Origin of the sequence: Xanthomonas sp. GW (assembly GCF_014236815.1) — a bacterium.
In the GTDB taxonomy this organism is placed as follows: Bacteria; Pseudomonadota; Gammaproteobacteria; order Xanthomonadales; family Xanthomonadaceae; genus Xanthomonas_A.
This window is the reverse complement of sequence record NZ_CP051189.1, coordinates 640,850-657,603: the sequence shown is the minus strand read 5'-3', so window position 1 is coordinate 657,603 and position 16,754 is coordinate 640,850. Positions and strand designations below refer to the sequence as shown.

The 16,754-nt window shown below is 68.9% G+C and carries 13 protein-coding genes; 3 read left to right on the top strand and 10 right to left on the bottom strand.

The window, feature by feature from the left end:
- Nucleotides 1-3 precede the first annotated feature (3 nt).
- The 3 genes from ftsX to rhlB form a co-directional block, all read right to left on the bottom strand.
- Entirely contained in the window at nucleotides 4-951 is a 948-nt protein-coding gene (ftsX, locus tag HEP73_RS02875; RefSeq protein WP_185822048.1) for a permease-like cell division protein FtsX, read from the bottom strand.
- Complete coding sequence (gene ftsE, locus HEP73_RS02870) at nucleotides 948-1,634, bottom strand: cell division ATP-binding protein FtsE (RefSeq protein WP_047324490.1); 687 nt, start codon at nucleotides 1,632-1,634, stop codon at nucleotides 948-950. The genes ftsX and ftsE overlap by 4 nt, the downstream gene beginning before the upstream one ends.
- Nucleotides 1,635-1,707: 73 nt before the next feature.
- Nucleotides 1,708-3,489 carry an ATP-dependent RNA helicase RhlB gene (rhlB, locus tag HEP73_RS02865; protein WP_185822047.1) on the bottom strand — a complete coding sequence of 594 codons (1,782 nt, stop codon included), beginning with the start codon at nucleotides 3,487-3,489 and terminating at the stop codon, nucleotides 1,708-1,710.
- A 201-nt stretch (nucleotides 3,490-3,690) separates the two neighbouring features.
- Between rhlB and trxA the strand changes: the two genes are divergently transcribed.
- Entirely contained in the window at nucleotides 3,691-4,032 is a 342-nt protein-coding gene (gene trxA / locus HEP73_RS02860; protein ID WP_009605950.1) for a thioredoxin TrxA, read from the top strand.
- Nucleotides 4,033-4,270: 238 nt separating this feature from the next.
- Nucleotides 4,271-6,109, top strand: coding sequence for a transcription termination factor Rho (gene rho / locus HEP73_RS02855; protein WP_185822046.1), 1,839 nt, complete (start codon nucleotides 4,271-4,273; stop codon nucleotides 6,107-6,109).
- An 87-nt stretch (nucleotides 6,110-6,196) separates the two neighbouring features.
- Here rho and HEP73_RS02850 read toward each other — a convergent pair whose 3' ends face one another.
- The 7 genes from HEP73_RS02850 to HEP73_RS02820 all read right to left on the bottom strand — a co-directional run bounded on the left by HEP73_RS02850 (nucleotide 6,197) and on the right by HEP73_RS02820 (nucleotide 15,143).
- Nucleotides 6,197-7,090, bottom strand: coding sequence for an energy transducer TonB (locus HEP73_RS02850; RefSeq protein ID WP_185822045.1), 894 nt, complete (start codon nucleotides 7,088-7,090; stop codon nucleotides 6,197-6,199).
- A gap of 72 nt (nucleotides 7,091-7,162) precedes the next feature.
- Nucleotides 7,163-8,905, bottom strand: coding sequence for a bifunctional isocitrate dehydrogenase kinase/phosphatase (aceK, locus tag HEP73_RS02845; RefSeq protein ID WP_185822044.1), 1,743 nt, complete (start codon nucleotides 8,903-8,905; stop codon nucleotides 7,163-7,165).
- 101 nt (nucleotides 8,906-9,006) lie between these two features.
- Nucleotides 9,007-11,241 (bottom strand): NADP-dependent isocitrate dehydrogenase, encoded by a 2,235-nt coding sequence (locus tag HEP73_RS02840; RefSeq protein ID WP_185822043.1) that lies wholly within the window; start codon nucleotides 11,239-11,241, stop codon nucleotides 9,007-9,009.
- Between the two features lie 607 nt (nucleotides 11,242-11,848).
- Nucleotides 11,849-12,358, bottom strand: coding sequence for a hypothetical protein (locus HEP73_RS02835; protein ID WP_185822042.1), 510 nt, complete (start codon nucleotides 12,356-12,358; stop codon nucleotides 11,849-11,851).
- 58 nt (nucleotides 12,359-12,416) lie between these two features.
- A complete protein-coding gene (locus tag HEP73_RS02830) occupies nucleotides 12,417-12,710 on the bottom strand; it encodes a LysM peptidoglycan-binding domain-containing protein (protein ID WP_047324480.1) in 294 nt (97 codons plus the stop codon).
- A 104-nt stretch (nucleotides 12,711-12,814) separates the two neighbouring features.
- Nucleotides 12,815-13,633: an NADPH-dependent 7-cyano-7-deazaguanine reductase QueF gene (gene queF, locus HEP73_RS02825; RefSeq protein WP_185822041.1), complete on the bottom strand. Its 819-nt coding sequence runs from the start codon at nucleotides 13,631-13,633 to the stop codon at nucleotides 12,815-12,817.
- Nucleotides 13,634-13,832: 199 nt separating this feature from the next.
- Entirely contained in the window at nucleotides 13,833-15,143 is a 1,311-nt protein-coding gene (locus HEP73_RS02820; protein ID WP_185822040.1) for a M20 family metallopeptidase, read from the bottom strand.
- Between the two features lie 287 nt (nucleotides 15,144-15,430).
- On the opposite strand from HEP73_RS02820, the gene HEP73_RS02815 reads away from it, so the two are divergent.
- Complete coding sequence (locus HEP73_RS02815) at nucleotides 15,431-16,681, top strand: efflux RND transporter periplasmic adaptor subunit (RefSeq protein WP_185822039.1); 1,251 nt, start codon at nucleotides 15,431-15,433, stop codon at nucleotides 16,679-16,681.
- Nucleotides 16,682-16,754 lie beyond the last annotated feature (73 nt).

Sequence of the window (16,754 nt, the reverse complement as noted above, 5' to 3'; positions counted from 1 at the left end):
GCCTCAGGTGTCGGTGGGACGCGTCTGGCGCAGGAAGTGGCCGGTCACCAGCCAGGCGCCGAGCCAGCCCAGCAACAGGGTGCCGAGCAACACGAACCCCGAATGCAAGGCGTCCAGCCCGTGCAGCGCGAAATGGCTGCCGTAGCTGTCGGCCAGTTCCGCCAGCGGCGGCCCCAGCGCCAGCCCGGACGCGGCGATCAGGCCCAGCGCCAGCACTCCGGCACCGAAGCCGTACCAGGCGCCCAGGTACAGGAACGGACGGCGGATGAAACCGTCGCTGGCGCCGAGCAACTGCAGCACGCCGATTTCCTCGCGCCGCGACTGGATGTCCAGGCGCACGGTGTTGCCGACCACCAAGGCCGCGCCGGCACCGAGCAGCACCGACAGCACCTGCACCAGGCGCTCGCCGAAGCGCAGCCAGCCGTCCAGGCGCTTGCGCCACAGCGCGTCGTGCTGCACCAGGTCGGCCTGCGGCAGCGCGCTCAGCGAGGCCGCCAGCTGCGCGTCGTCGGCCGCGGCCGGGGTGACGATCAGCAGCGTCGGCAGCGGGTTGTCGTCGAGCGCGTCCAGCGCCTCGCCGAGCCCGGCGCTGTCGCGCAGCTCGGCCATGCCCTGCTCCGGAGTGCGCAGCGCCACCGCGGCGACGTCGGCGCGCCCGCGCAGGGTCGCGGCCAGCGCGTTGGCCGCGGCGGCATCGATGTCGGTCTTCAGGAACACATTGATGTCGCGCGACTGCTGCACGCTGCCGGCGAACTGCTTGAGGTTGTCCAGCGCGATCGACAGCCCCAGCGGCAACGCCAGGGCCAGGGCCATCACCGCCATCGTCAGCAACGTCGCCCACGGCTTGCGCATGGCCCGGCCGAGGCTGTAGACGATGCTGTGCAGGTGGTGGTCCCACCACACGCCCAGGCGCGAGGGCGCGGCGGCGCCGGCGGCATTGCGTGCGCTCATTCGGCCAGGTCCTGCGGAGAGATGTCGTCGGCCAGGCGGCCGTGGTCCAGGATCAGCACGCGCTTGCGCATCTGCTTGAGCAGCGCCAGGTCGTGGCTGACCACCAGCACGCTGGTGCCGCGCGCCGGCAATTCGGCGAACAGCTGCATGATCTCGGCGGCCAGGGTCGGGTCGAGGTTGCCGGTCGGCTCGTCGGCGACCAGCAGGCGCGGCTCGGCGACCATCGCCCGGGCGATGCCTACGCGTTGCTGCTCGCCGGCCGACAGCTGCGATGGCAGCGCCTTCTCGCGATGGCCCAGTCCCATCCGTTCCAGTACCGAGCGCACGCGCTTGCCGATCTCGGCGCGGCGGGTGCCGCGCAGGATCAGCGGCAGCGCCACGTTCTCGGCGATGCTGCGGTCCATCAGCAGGCGGTGGTCCTGGTACACGACGCCGACCTCGCGCCGGTGCAGCGGCACGCGCCGCCCGCGCACCTTCAGCAGGTTGCGCTCGCCGAACAGCACCGCACCGCGCGACGGACGCTCGCTGAGATGGATCAACTTGAGCAAGGTGCTCTTGCCCGCCCCGGAATGGCCGGTGACGAACAGCATCTCGCCCTCCTCCACCTGGAAGCTGACGTCCACCAGCGCCTCGTGGCCACCGGCGTACTGTTTGCTGACATTGTCGAACCGCAGAACGCTCATCCGGCGATTATGCCGGAGCGGCCCGGGTTTTCGTCCACCGTGCGCGCGCCGCGAACGGTGGAGGACCGGTGCATCAGGAGCTGGAGACCAGCGAACGCAGCTTGCGGCCGAGGCGGGTCAGGAACGAATCGTTGGCCGCGGCGGCCGGCGCCGCGGCGCGCTCGCCCTGGCGCGCGGCCCTGACCTGCACCGGCTTGGCCGGCGCGTCGGTCGGCACCGACGCTGCCGCGCCTTCGGCACCCTCGAGCGGACGGCCGCCACGGCGGCGACGGCGCTTGCGCGGCGGACGCTCGCCATCGACGGCGGCTGCGCCCTCGGCAGCCGAGCGCACCGGCTTCGGCGCGGGTGCAGCGACCGGAGCCGCGACGGCTTCGGCTTCAGCAGCGACGGGTGCCGCCGTGACCGTCGTCGCCGCGGCATCGCCCTCGGCCGGGCGCGGGGTGCGCGGACGCCGTGGCTTGCCATCGGCACCGCGCGCTTCGCCACTGCGGCCAGCGCCGCCGCCAGGACCGCTGCGGCCGCCACCGGGCTTGCCGCGGCTGCTGCCGCCGCCGCGCCGCTGCTCGTCGGCCTCGCGCTGCGCACGCGCCTCACGGAAGATGTCGCCGATGCTCTCGTCGGCATCCGCGTCGACCTCGACCGCTTCGCCCTCGACCACCGCGCGCGGGGTGCGCGGCATCGCCACCAGCAGTTCGGCGGTGACCGGCTCGACCGGGATCTTCTGCTCGATGTAGGCCTCGATGTCCGGCAGGCTCATCGCATAGCGCTCGCAGGCGAAGCTGATCGCGTCGCCTTCCTCGCCCAGCCGCGCGGTGCGGCCGATGCGGTGCACGTAGTCCTCGGCGTCGAACGGCAGGTCGTAGTTGTAGACGTACTTGACGCCATCGATGTGCAGGCCGCGCGCGGCCACGTCGGTGGCGACCAGGATCTCCAGCTGGCCCTTCTGGAAGCGGTTGAGCAGGGTCTCGCGCTTCTTCTGCGGCACGTCGCCGGACAGCACGCCGACCCGGTAGCCGTTGCGCTCCAGCGAACGCGCCACGCGCTCGACGAAGGCCTTGGTGTTGACGAACACCATGGTGCGCGCGCCCTCGCTGCGCGACAGCAGGCCCAGCAGCAGGGTCAGCTTCTCCTCGTCGGAGGGGAAGTAGATGCGCTGGCGCACGCGCGCGGCGGTGATGCTCTCGGTCTCGACCACGAGCTTTTCCGGCTCGTTCATGTGCTCGTAGGCCAGTTCCAGCACGCGGTGGCTGAGCGTGGCCGAGAACAGCAGGGTCTGGCGGGTGCCGCGCTCGGGCATGCGCCGCAGCAGGAAGCGGATGTCCTTGATGAAGCCCAGGTCGAACATGCGGTCGGCTTCGTCGAGCACGCAGATCTCGCAGGCGTGCAGCGACACCACTTTATGCTGCTTGACGTAGTCGATCAGCCGCCCCGGGGTGGCGATGATCACGTCCACGCCCTGCTGCAGCAGCTCGCGCTGCTTGTCGTAGTCCACCCCGCCGTAGACCAGCGCGAAGCGCAGGCCCAGGTCGGCGCCGAACTTCACGGCATCCTTGTGGATCTGGATCGCCAGTTCGCGGGTCGGGGCCAGGATAAGCGCGCGCGGATCCTCGGGTTTGCGATCGGCCAGCGCCGGGCGGCTGAGCAGGCGGTTCATCACCGTCACCAGGAACGCCAGGGTCTTGCCGGTACCGGTCTGGGCCTGGCCGGCCACGTCGCGGCCCGGCAGGGCCACCGGCAGGGTCAGCGCCTGGATCGGCGTGCAGCGGGTGAAGCCGGCGCCTTCGAGGCCGGCCAGCAGCGCCGGTTGCAGCTCGAACGCGGAAAAAGTCACATCGGTCAGCGGTTTGTCGCTCATCATTCCATCTTCGTCAGGCCACCCCGCCCGAAGCGTAAGGTCGCGGCTTGCATCGGCCCCGGCAGCGTCGCACACTGGCTACTTCCATGCCGGGTCGCGCGACAGGGGGAATCCCTTGATTTCGCCGCGCAATGCCCCAGTTTACCGCAATGCGGCGGCCACCCGGTCCGGCCAGTCGCATTGGCCCAGGAGATACCCCTAGTGAGCGATAAGGTCCTACACGTCGGCGACGCCGATTTCGATACCGCCGTGCTGCAATCCGGCGAGCCGGTCCTGGTGGACTTCTGGGCGGAGTGGTGCGGTCCGTGCAAGATGATCGCCCCGGTGCTGGACGACCTGGCCGACGCCTACGACGGCAAGCTCAAGGTGGCCAAGGTCAACGTGGACGAGAACCGCGCCACCGCGATCAAGTACCACGTGCGCTCGATCCCGATGCTGCTGCTGTTCAAGGATGGCAAGGTCCAGGCCACCCAGATCGGTGCGGTCGGCAAGGGCCAGCTGACCCAGATGATCGACAAGACCCTGGGCGGCGCCGCGGCCTGAGTCTGTCGCCGGCCGTTCCGGAGCGGAGCGGCCGCTGTTGTACCGGCCTGCAGCGTCGCTGCCGGCCGGCTGAATCGCCCGGTAACGCCTGCTTGCCGTGGTTGCGCGGCGATGATAGTGTCGGCGCATCCGGTGGCATTCGCGCACCGCACCCCCTCTGGAAGATTCTCTTCTAGACCCCTTCCCAACCCGTTTGCCCCCACGCTGGGCGCTCGCACTCATAGCGAGGAATCACCACTTGTCCGATAACACCACCACCGAACCCGGGAGCGTCGACGCCCCCGCCGAGAAGCGCGCGCGCAAGCCACGTGTCAGCAAGGCCGTCGCCGGCGCTGACGGCGGAGCCGAGCACGGCGCACCGGCGCAGCCGAACCTGCCGCTGAACCAGGCGCCGGCCCAGTCCGACGCGCCGCGTCCGGCGCCGCAAGAACGCCAGGAACGCCAGGAGCGCGCCGCGCCGCAGGAACACGCGCAGGCCCCGTCGCAGCAGCCCCAGTCCCAGCCCGCTCCCGCCTCCGGCGGCGATGCCCAGGGCCAGGGCGGCGGCAACCAGAACGACGGCGGCGAGCCGCGCGAAGGCGGCAACCCGCGCTTCAACAACCAGAATCCGCAGAACCAGAACAACCAGAACAACCAGCAGGGCAATCGTCGCGACCGCTTCCGCAATCGCCGCGATCGCGATCGTGGCGGCGGTGGAGGCGGTGGTGGTGGCGGCGGCGGCGGTCGCTTCCCGGACAACGGCCTGCCCAACGACACCGGCGCCAACGAAGTGTTCGTGCCGCGCCCGCACGCCAACGTGCCGGAAGGTTTCCCGATCTACTCGCTGAGCGACCTGAAGCGGATGCCGGCGCAGAAGCTGCTGGACATCGCCGAGCAGCTCAACATCCAGGACGGCGTGGCCCGCGCGCGCAAGCAGGACGTGATCTTCGCGCTGCTGAAGGTGCTGACCCGCCACGGCGAAGGCGTCGCCGCCGACGGCGTGCTGGAAATCCTGCCGGACGGCTTCGGCTTCCTGCGCGCGGCCGAGGCCAGCTACCTGGCCGGCCCGGACGACACCTACATCTCGCCCAGCCAGATCCGCCGCTTCAACCTGCGCACCGGTGACCACCTGTCCGGCCGCATCCGCTTCCCGAAGGACGGCGAACGCTACTTCGCGCTGTCGATCGTCGACACGATCAACGGCGAGCCGCTGGAAGCGAGCAAGAACAAGGTGCTGTTCGAGAACCTGACCGCGCTGTTCCCGCGCAAGCGCTTCACCCTGGAACGCGGCAACGGTTCCTCGGAAGACATCTCCGGGCGCATCCTCGATCTGATGGCGCCGCAGGGCAAGGGCCAGCGCGCTCTGATCGTGTCCCCGCCCAAGGCCGGCAAGACCATGCTGATGCAGCAGGTGGCCACGGCGATCACCACCAACCATCCCGACGTGCACATGATCGTGCTGCTGATCGACGAGCGGCCGGAAGAAGTGACCGAAATGCAGCGCACCGTGCGCGGCGAGGTCATCTCCTCCACCTTCGACGAGCCGGCCGCGCGCCACGTGCAGGTCGCCGAGATGGTGATCGAGCGCGCCAAGCGCCTGGTCGAGCACAAGAAGGACGTGGTGATCCTGCTCGACTCGATCACCCGCCTGGCCCGCGCCTACAACAACGTGGTGCCGTCCTCCGGCAAGGTGCTCAGCGGCGGCGTCGACGCCAATGCGCTGCACCGCCCGAAGCGTTTCTTCGGCGCGGCGCGCAACGTCGAGGAAGGCGGTTCGCTGACCATCATCGCCACGGCGCTGGTGGAAACCGGCAGCAAGATGGACGAGGTGATCTACGAAGAGTTCAAGGGCACCGGCAACAGCGAAGTGCACCTGAACCGCCGTATCGCCGAGAAGCGCGTGTACCCGGCGATCGACATCAACCGTTCCGGCACCCGCCGCGAAGACCTGCTGATCGAGCCGGAGCTGCTGCAGAAGATCTGGATCCTGCGCAAGCTGCTGCATCCGATGGACGAGATCGCGGCGATGGAGTTCCTGCTGGACAAGATGAAGAACACCAAGTCCAACGACGAGTTCTTCGGTTCGATGAAGCGCTGAGTCGACGCAGCGGCAAGCCGAACAAGAAAACGCCCCGTTTCACGGGGCGTTTTTTTTGCGACGCAAACCGAGACGGGCTGGCCGCGCTCAACCGCCCTGCTGCAGCGGCGTCAGCAGGTGCGGGCCGTTGCTGTCGACCATGTACACGCCGCCGGCCGGCAGCGTGTCGGGCGAGAAACCCGATGCGTCCTTGCCGGTGTCCCAGGGCGCCCGCTCACGCGGACCGGGGACATAGCTGATCCAGCGGCCGTAGCTGCTTTCCGAGCCTTCGTTGGGCTGGTCGCGCAGCGAATAGTCGACCGGAACGCGCACCTGCCAGTACGGCGCCGACACGTCTTCGCCTTCGGTCGGCGGGCGGAACGTCCACTTGCGCGCCGCCGCCAGTGCGCTCCTGGCGAAGATCTCGCGCAGCTTCTTCATCTCGCTCTCCGAGCCGACGATGCGCAGGTTGACCTGCTCGACCGCGGCATCGGCGACGCTGCCGTCGCGCGCCACCTTGAGCACCAGGTACGCCGAGCCCGACGCGCCCACCCGGTACGCCGCTTCCGGATAGGACGGCGGCGCCATCTTCAGCGACGTCACCGCGCGCGGATCCTTGGGATCGTAGGTGGCGAAGCTGGCATGGCGGATCTCCACCTGATAGCTGTCGCCCTCCTGGCGCTTGGCCACGATGCGCAGCGTCATCGGCGCGCGCGCCGGCACCGGCTTGCCGTTGCGCAGCGCCGGCTCGAATTTCCACTGTTTCACCGAATCGCGCACGAAGCGGATCACGCCCTCGGGCAGCTTGTCTTCCCGATCGATCGCCAGCGCCGAGACCGCGCCGTCGGGCTCGATGTCGATCTTGCCGGTCACCAGCAGACTGTTTTCGACCTGCTTGCGCACCGCGCCCGGCCCGGCGCCGGTGGCGAACGCGGTGGCGGCGAGCAACGCCAACAGCAGACCGCCCCAACGCCACATCGAGAGGTTTGAATTGCGGTGCATCGCGCCGTCCTTGCATGGATGAGGCGCCGATTAAAACGCAGCCGGCTTACGCAGACAAGTCAGGCCGGCAGGTCAGGCTAGGCGCAGCGACTCCGGGTATGGCGGCGCGTCCGGGTAGTCGTCCTCGCGCAGCCGCGCCTGCAGCGCGCGCCACCACTGCGGGTCGAACAGTTCGCCATGCGCGCGCTTGACCGCCTCCAGCGAGGCGGCCGGCAAGCCCATGAACAGCGCGAAGCGCTCCGGGAACACGTCGCGCGCGGCGACGTGGAACCAGGGTTCGGCGGACATGGCTTCCTCGTCGTTGCGCGGCTGCGGCCAGTCGCGGAAGGTGCAGTCGGTGACCAGGCACAGCTCGTCGTAGTCGTAGAACACCGCGCGCCCCTGCCGCGACACGCCGAAGTTCTTCAGCAGCATGTCGCCGGGGAAGATATTGTTGCGCGCCATGTCCTTGATCGCCTGCGCGTAGTCCAGCGCCGCCTCGCGCGCCGCCTCGGCGGTCTGCTCGCGCAGGTACAGGTTCAGCGGGCGCAGCCGCCGCTGCACGTAGCACAGCTCGAAGATCAGGTCGTCGCCGTCCTCGCGCAGGCTGCGCGCGCAGCCCTGCAGCAGTTCGGCGAGCAGTGCCGGCGCGAAGCGCGCGCGCGGGAAGCGCAACGAACGGTACGGCTGCGCATCGAGCAGGCGGCCGACCCGGTCCAGGTTGAACACCAGCGCGTACTTGTCCTCGACCTGTTCGCGGCTCATCGTCTTCGGATAGGCGAAGCGGTCGCGGATCAGCTTGAACACCAGCGGGTAACTGGGCAGGGTGAACACCGCCATGACCATGCCCGGGGTGCCGTCGGCGTGCACCAGCTGCTCGTTGGGCTGGGCCTGGAAGTGGCGGAAGAAGGTGCGGAAGCGTTCGGTCTTGCCCTGCTTGGCGCGGCCGAGCATGGTGTACAGCTCGTCGATCGGCTTGTGCGGCAGCAGGCTGCGCAGGAATACCACCGCGTCGCCGACGGTGGCCAGGTCGGCCTGGAAGTAGCTGCGCGAGATGCCGAACAGCTGCGCCACGTCGTTGCGCTTGGTCAGCACCGCTTCGGCGCGCAGGCCGTCGGCATCGTTGACCAGCGCGATCACGCAGGGCGAGAAACGGTGCTCGCCGAACACGCGGCCGACCAGGTAGGCGCGGCGCTCGCGGTAGAACACCGTCTCCAACAATTCGATGCCGCGTACCGGATGTTCGCCCCAGTGCGTCAGGTCGTCCTGCAGGCGCACCGCGATGGCCGCGGCGCAGCGCGTGCGGTGCGCGTACGGCACGTCGAACGGGTAGTCGCCGAGCACGCGCACGAACGCATCCACCGGCCGCGTCTCGGAGACCACGTAGTTGTGCCGTGCCACCGGATGGGTGATCGCGTCGGTCGGCTCGATGTCCAATGCCACGAACTCGATCCGCGTATCCACGCCCTGGGTACGGAAGAAGCGCCGGGTCAGCGTGTTGTAGAAGGTCTTGTACAGTTCCTGGTCGATCAGCCCGTGCAGTTGCGCGGCGTAGCTGTCGCGGACCTGCGCCCACAGCGTGCGGTCGTGGGCCTGGCCGAGCAGCAGCGTACGCAGGCGCAGCATGCATTCGCCGATGCACTGGTCGTACAGCGCGATGCGCTCGACCGCGTCGTTGCGCGCGGCGTTCCAGTCGCGGGTCTCGAAGCGGCGGCGGGCGCGGCGGCTGATCTGCGCGAAGCGCGCGTGGTAGTCCTCGAACGCGTCGCGGATGCTGCGCGCCACGGCGTCGGCGCGGGGTTCGGCGGGCACGGGCGGAGCGGGCGTGTCGGTCATGGCCGCAGTCTACCTGCGGGCGCGGCGGCGCTAACGCAAAAAAAGCCCGGCCGACGCGCGTGCGTCGGCCGGGCTCGTACAACAGCGAACGACAGCGGCGCTTACTGCGCCGTCAGCGTCGCCAGCGCCGCGTTGAACGTCACGCTCGGCCGCATCGCCTGGCTGACCCGCTCCAGGTTCGGGCGGTAATAGCCCTGGATGTCGACCGGCTTGCCCTGCACGCCGTTGAGCTCGGCGACGATGGCCGCCTCGTGCTCGGCCAGCTGCTTGGCCAGCGGCGCGAAGCGCGCCTTCAGCGCCGCGTCCTCGTCCTGCGCGGCCAGCGCCTGCGCCCAGTACAGGGCCAGGTAGAAATGGCTGCCGCGGTTGTCGAGCTCGCCGACCTTGCGCGAGGGCGACTTGTCGTTGTCCAGGAACTGGCCGTTGGCCTGGTCCAGGGTCTTGGCCAGCACGCCGATCGTCGCGTTCTGGTGGCGCTGGCCCAGATGCTCCAGCGACGCAGCCAGCGCCAGGAACTCGCCCAGCGAATCCCAGCGCAGGTAGTTCTCTTCGACGAACTGCTGCACGTGCTTGGGCGCCGAACCGCCGGCGCCGGTCTCGAACAGGCCGCCGCCGGCCATCAGCGGCACGATCGACAGCATCTTGGCGCTGGTGCCCAGTTCCATGATCGGGAACAGGTCGGTGAGGTAGTCGCGCAGCACGTTGCCGGTGACCGAGATGGTGTCCTCGCCCTTGCGGATACGCTGCAGCGAGAACGCGGTGGCCTCCACCGGCGGCAGGATGCGGATGTCCAGGCCCTTGGTGTCGTGGTCCTGCAGGTAGCGCTCCACCTTCTGGATCATCAGCGCATCGTGCGCGCGCTGCGGGTCCAGCCAGAACACCGCCGGGGTGCCGCTCAGGCGCGCGCGGCTGACCGCCAGCTTGACCCAGTCCTGGATCGGCGCGTCCTTGACCTGGCACATGCGCCAGATGTCGCCGGCTTCGACCGCATGCTCGAGCAGCACGTTGCCGTCGCTGTCGCTGACCCGCACCGTGCCGTCGGCGGCGATCTGGAAGGTCTTGTCGTGCGAACCGTATTCCTCGGCCTTCTGCGCCATCAGGCCGACGTTGGGCACGCTGCCCATCGTCGCCGGATCGAACGCGCCATGCCGCTTGCAGTCCTCGATCACCGCCTGGTACACGCCGGCGTAGCAGCGGTCCGGGATCAGCGCCTTGGTGTCCTGCAGCTTGCCCTCGGCGTTCCACATCTTGCCCGAGTCGCGGATCATCGCCGGCATCGACGCGTCGACGATCACGTCGCTGGGCACGTGCAGGTTGGTAATGCCCTTGTCGGAATTGACCATCGCCAGCGCCGGGCGCTGCGCGTACACCGCCTGCAGATCAGCTTCGATCTGCGTGCGCTGCGCGTCCGGCAGGGTGGCGATGCGCGCGTACAGGTCGCCGATGCCGTTGTTCGGATCGAAGCCGACCTGCTTCAGCGCCTCGGCATGCTTGTCCAGCACGTCCTGGTAGAACGCGCCGACCACCACGCCGAACATGATCGGGTCGGAGACCTTCATCATCGTCGCCTTCAGGTGCAGCGAGAACAGCACGCCCTGCTGCTTGGCGTCGGCGATCTGCGCCTGCACGAAACTGGCCAGCGCGCGCTTGCTCATCACCGCCGCGTCGATGATCTCGCCAGCCTGCACCGCGGTCTTTTCCTTCAGCACGCTGACCGTGCCGTCCTTGCCGACCAGTTCGATCTTGACGCTGCCGGCCTGCGCGATCAGCGCCGAGCGCTCGCTGCCGTAGAAATCGCCAGCGTCCATGTGCGCCACGTGCGATTTGGAATCGGCGCTCCACGCGCCCATGCGGTGCGGATGCTTGCGCGCGTAGTTCTTCACCGACAGCGGCGCGCGGCGATCGGAATTGCCCTCGCGCAACACCGGATTGACCGCACTGCCCTTGACCCGATCGTAGCGCGCCTTGGCCTCTTTCTGCTTGTCGTCCTGCGGCTCGTCCAGGTAGTCCGGCAGCGCGTAGCCCTGCTGCTGCAGTTCCTTGATCGCGGCCTTGAGCTGCGGCACCGAGGCGCTGATGTTGGGCAGCTTGATGATGTTGGCTTCCGGCGTGGTCGCCAGCTGGCCCAGCTCGGCCAGGTCGTCGGCGATGCGCTGATCCTCGCGCAGGTATTCGGGGAACTGCGAGATCAAGCGGCCGGCCAGCGAGATGTCGCGGGTTTCCACGGCGATGCCGGCGGTGCCGGCGAAGGCGGCGACGATCGGCAACAGCGACTGCGTCGCCAGGTATGGGGCTTCGTCGGTGAGCGTGTACAGGATCTTGGGCGTATTCGACATGAGTGACGTAGGCTCTCTTGCGATTCGGGAAGGATACGTTGCCGCGAACAAGACTGCGGGTGGCACGGCGCGGACGGCGTGCGGAGTGCAGCGCTTGCGACGCAGGGAAACCCTGCGACGGCGATGGCATGACGGCCGCCGATTGTCGCGTTTTCTGCGGGCCGGAGAAAGCGCTTGCATGGAACGGTGGAGATCGCGACCGCAGCGCCGGCGCATGCGCTTGCGCTGCGTGTGGCATGGCGCAGCGGCGATGGCTTGCGTTGGCTCGCAGGACAAATTCCGCCATCGCTTGCGGCACAAGGCGGCGCGTGTTCCCTGCGCATGCGTATGGAACACGCAGCAACACGCTTCGCTGCGGCGCATGCCGCTGCCATCAGTGGTTGAGCAATGCGGGGCTGCCATTCGCCAGCGCATGGTGTGCGGCGCGGCTTGCGCGGCAATGCGCGATGTACGCATCGACGCTATGCGCGTCGCATGCGCCAGGGTGCAGGTTCGCCAATAAAAAAGGGCGCAGTCTCGCGACTGCGCCCAGCGTGCCGCGCCGGCCGGGAGAGAGTCGGCTGGCGCGATCCGTGACTGCGGTGTCCCTAGCGCGACGCGATGCGCATCACTTGACTTCGAATTCCTGCGCCGTCCCGGCCGGCTGGCCGTTCACGGTGACCTCGGCCTTGTACTTGCCGGCCGGCCAGCCCTTGGCGTTGGTGAAGGAGACATTGGTGGTTTCCGCACCGGCCGTGGTCAGCGTCGCGCTCTGTTCGCCGGCGGTCTGGCCGTCCTGGAACAGCAGCTTGGCGCCGATAGTGGTATTGGTGGAGGAACCCTCGGTCTTCACCGAAACGATGATGGTGTCCTTGCTGCTCAGCGTGGTCAGCGGCGCCACCGTCTTGTCGGCGCCAGCGGTGTTGCCCACGGTCACCGAGGCGACCGTCACCGTGCCGGCATTAGCCGCGGCCGGCGCCGTCTCTGCCGGACCCGGCATCGCCTCGGTCGGGGCGGAGGAGGTCGGATCGGGCGTGGCGGTCTGGCTCTGTTCCTGCTTCTTGCAACCGGCCAGGGCCAGTGTGCCGACCAGCGCCAGCAGTAGCGGAGAGGTCAATGTCTTCGAATGGATCTTCATGAGGTGGTGCTCCTTGGATGGAATGATGGATCGCGCACGATTTGCGGTGCGCTGCGGGTCAGGCGCGAGCGGGCAGCTTCAGCGTCTGCCCCGGATAGATCTTGTCCGGGTCGTCGAGCACGTCGCGGTTGGCTTCGAAGATGCGGGTCCAGGCGTTGCCGTCGCCGTAGTGCAGCTTGGCGATCTTGGACAACGAATCGCCCGATTTGACCACGTAGACCTGCTGCACCTGTTCGGCGGTGGTGTCCACGTGCGCCTGCACTGCGGAGAAATCCGCCTTCGGCGTGATGTCCGCAGTGGTATCCACTTTGGCGGTGACTGCCGAAAAATCGGCGCGCTTGTCGCTGTTCATCGCATGTGGCTCCGTGCGTGGATGGGATGCGGCCACGGTTGCACAGGATTTGTTAAAAGCGGATCGCGCAGCCGTGAATGGCGTTGGTCCGATTCAGCCGCGCGCTACTGGCGCGGATCGCGGTGGAAGGCGATCGGCTCGGCCACGTCGGGCGTGGCCCGCCACGGGTTGATGTCCAGGCCGCCGCGGCGGGTGTAGCGCGCCTCGACCTGCAGCGACTGCGGGCGGCAACGCGTCATCAGGTCGTGGAATATCTGCTCCACGCACTGCTCGTGGAAGCCGGCATGCTCGCGGAAGCTGATCAGGTAGCGCAGCAGGCCTTCGCGGTCGATGCGGCCGCCGCGATAGCGCACGCACAGCGTGGCCCAGTCTGGCTGGCCGGTGACCGGGCAATTGGACTTGAGCAATTCGCTGCACAGCGTTTCCTCGACGATGTCGTCGGCCGCGGCGAGCAGGAACTGCGGGCGTGGCGGTCCGTAGCAGTCGATGGCGATGTCCAGCGCGTCCAGCGAGTCGCCCTCGCCCAGCGGGTCCACCGGCGGCAGGCCGAACTCCATGGTCACGTCGGCGCCGGCGCGCGCCGACAGGTCGGTGACGATGCAGGCGCGCACCGCTTCGGCGCTGTTGAAGCGCATCGCGTTGAGCGAGTTGAGATAGAGCTTGAGCGACTTGGATTCGATCAGCTGCGGCGAGGTGCACGGCACCTGCAAGGTGGCGGTGGCCACGCAGGGCTTGCCCTGCGCGTCCAGCCAGCCCAGTTCGTAGGCATGCCAGCGGTCGAGACCGAAGAACGGCAGCGGCGCGGTGTCCAGGCCGATCTCGGCGCGGCCGCCGGCGCGGGGGATCGGGAACAGCAGCGCGGGATCGTACTGCGAGGGATACGCGACCTCGCGGCCGAGACTGGAATCCTGGGGGGTGTTCATGCCGGCCAGTCTAGCGGGGGCGGTCTGGCTGGCAGGTGTATGGACGGCCGGGATTGGGGAGTCGGGATTCGGGATTGGTAAAAGCGCACCGCGCTAACTGCGCCTTGGCCAATCCATCGGATCCAGAAGTGCCAGGGAGCGCTGCGCTATCTCCGCCCCGGACAATCGCCTTTACGAATCCCCAATCCCCAATCCCCAATCACCGCTTCACACCCAGATAGTCCAAGGACACCTGCAGCAGCGCGCGCAGGCCCACGTCCAGCGCCGATTCGTCGAGCAGGAACTGCGGCGAGTGGTTGCTCGGCGCGGTCGCCGGGTCGATGCCGGGAGCGGTGGCGCCGACGAAGAAGAACATCGACGGCACCTGCTGCGCGTAGAACGAGAAATCTTCCGCGCCCATCTGCAGCGGCGGCTCGTAGACGTTGTCGGCACCGACCACCGCCTGCAGGCTGGGCAGCATCTTCGCGGTCAGCGCCGGGTCGTTGATGGTGGCCGGGTTGCCGTCCTGGTCGGGCACGTGCGCCTCGGCCCTGGCGCCGTGCGCGGCGGCGGTGTGCTCGGCGACGGTCTTCAGGTCGGCGAAGATCTGCTGGCGCATGCCCTCGTCGAAGGTGCGGATGGTGCCGACCATCTCCACGTCGTCGGGAATGATGTTGTAGCGGATGCCGCCCTTGATCGCTCCGAAGCTGAGCACCGCCGGCTGCCTGGAAATGTTGGCGCGGCGGCTGACCACGGTCTGCGCCGCGCCGATCAGGTCGGCGCTGGCGACGATCGGGTCGATCCCGTTCCATGGCGCCGAGCCGTGGGTCTGGCGGCCGATCACCTTGATGCTGAAGCGGTCCGAGGCGGCCATCAGCGGGCCGCCACGCACCGCGATCTTGCCCGCCTGCACGCTGGAGAACACGTGCAGGCCGAACATCGCGTCGGGCTTGAAGTCGCGGAACAGGCCTTCCTTCAGCATCAGCGAGGCGCCGCCCTCCTCGTTGCCCGGCGCGCCTTCCTCGGAGGGCTGGAACACCAGCATCACCTCGCCCGGCAGCTGCGCGCGCATCGCCACCAGCGCTTCGGCCACGCCCAGCAGGATGCTGGTGTGGGCGTCGTGGCCGCAGGCGTGCATGACCCCGACGGTCTCGCCGCGGTACTCGCCGGTGGCCTTGGAGGCGAACGCCAGGCCGGTCTGCTCGGTCACCGGCAGCGCGTCCATGTCCGCACGCAGGGCGATCTTCGGCCCCGGCAGCGCGCCCTTGATGATCGCCACCACGCCGTGGTGGGCGATCCCGGTCTGCGGCTTCAGGCCCAGCGCGCGCAGCCGCTCGGCGACCTTGGCAGAGGTGCGCTCCTCGCGGTTGGACAGCTCGGGGTGCTGGTGGAAGTCGCGCCGCCACTCGACCACCTTGGCCTGCAGCTTGGCTGCCGCGGCCGCCACTTCCGGGCGTTCGGCGGACTGGGCGCAGGCCAGCGCGGGGACGGCGAGCAGCAGGGCGGACAGCAGGCGGGACAGGCGCGGCATTGGGGAATCTCCGATCGGTTTTTGCAAGGCGTTCAGTCAATGTATTGCATTCGCGGCAGGCCGGCACCGGCCAACGCGCCGCCGCGGCGAAAAAACCCTTAGGAATCCGTGTCAACCGATCCGCCGCCGGTGCGTTGCCGCTACCAGCGCCGATGACCGCAGGCGCGCGTCCCCCTCCCTTAAGTCATGGTCCAATCGCAACGCGCTGGCGATATGCTTCACCGCTTGTCGCACCAGCCACTGCGGGAGGGTCCCCTACCCCGCCTCGCCACAGGAGTTCCCCCCGGATGTCGCGTTTCTGGAAGATTGCGCTGCTGATCGTCGCAGCGGTGGCCGTGGTGCTGGTGGGCGCGCACTTCCTGCGCAGCGGACACGGCCATGGCCGCGGCGGCGCGGGCGCGGGCGGCGATGGCGACGACAGCACGAGCACGCCGATTCCGGTGACGGTGGTCGCCGCCGGCAGCCAGGCGGTGCCGATCTACGCCACCTCCACCGGCACGGTGACCGCGCTGGCCACGGTCACGGTCAACCCGCAGGTGAGCGGGCAGCTGATGAGCCTGAACTTCCGCGAAGGCCAGGAAGTGAAGAAGGGCGAGGTGCTGGCGCAGATCGACCCGCGCTCGCTGCAGGCCAGCTACGACGAGGCGGCGGCGAGCAAGCGCCAGAACCAGGCGTTGCTGGCCACCGCCCGCTCCACCTTCCAGCGTTCCGATTCGCCGGCCTACCGCCAGTACGTGGCCAAGACCGACCTGGACACGCAGCGCAACCAGGTGGCGCAGTACGAGGCCGCGGTGGCCGCCAACGACGCATCGATGCGCGCGGCACAGGTGCAGCTGCAGTACACCCGCATCCTCGCCCCGATCGACGGCATCACCGGCCTGCGCGGCGTGGACGTGGGCAACATCGTCAGCACCAGCAGTAGCATCGTCACCATCACCCAGATCCATCCGATCTACGTGGTCTTCAACCTGGCCGAGCGCGAGCTGCAGGGCCTGCGCGAGGCGCAGGCGGCCGGACCGCTGACGGTGGCGGCGCTGGACCGCAGCGACGCGCACGTGATCGCCGGCGACGGCCAGGTCGACGTGGTCGACAACCAGATCAGCAGCGACACCGGCACCTTCAAGGTCCGCGCGGTGTTCCCCAACCCAGGCAATGCGCTGTGGCCGGGCCAGTTCGTCAACGTGCGGCTGACCCTGCGCACGCTGGACAACGGCGTGGTGGTGCCGACCCAGGCGGTGCAGCGCGGCCCCGACGGCGACTACGTGTACGTGGTGCAGGGCGACAACACGGTCAAGATGCAGACGGTCAAGCAGGGCGCGGAAGTCGGCGACAGCCAGGTGCAGCTGGCGCAGGGCCTGAAGGCCGGCGAGCGGGTGGTCACCGAGGGCCAGTTCCGGCTCAAGCCGGGCAGCAAGGTCGCCCCGCTGAAGCCGGGCGAGGCGCCACCGCAGCCGAGCGAGGCCGAGCTGAAGGCGGCCGAGAGCAAGCAGCAGCGCAAGGACGGCGGCGGCGGCCGGCGCGGCGGCGGACCGCGCTGAGCAGGCCGGCATCGGCACGCGCGGCACGCGGCTCGCACCGCGGTTGCGGCGCGTCTGGATGACGGGCGGAGCA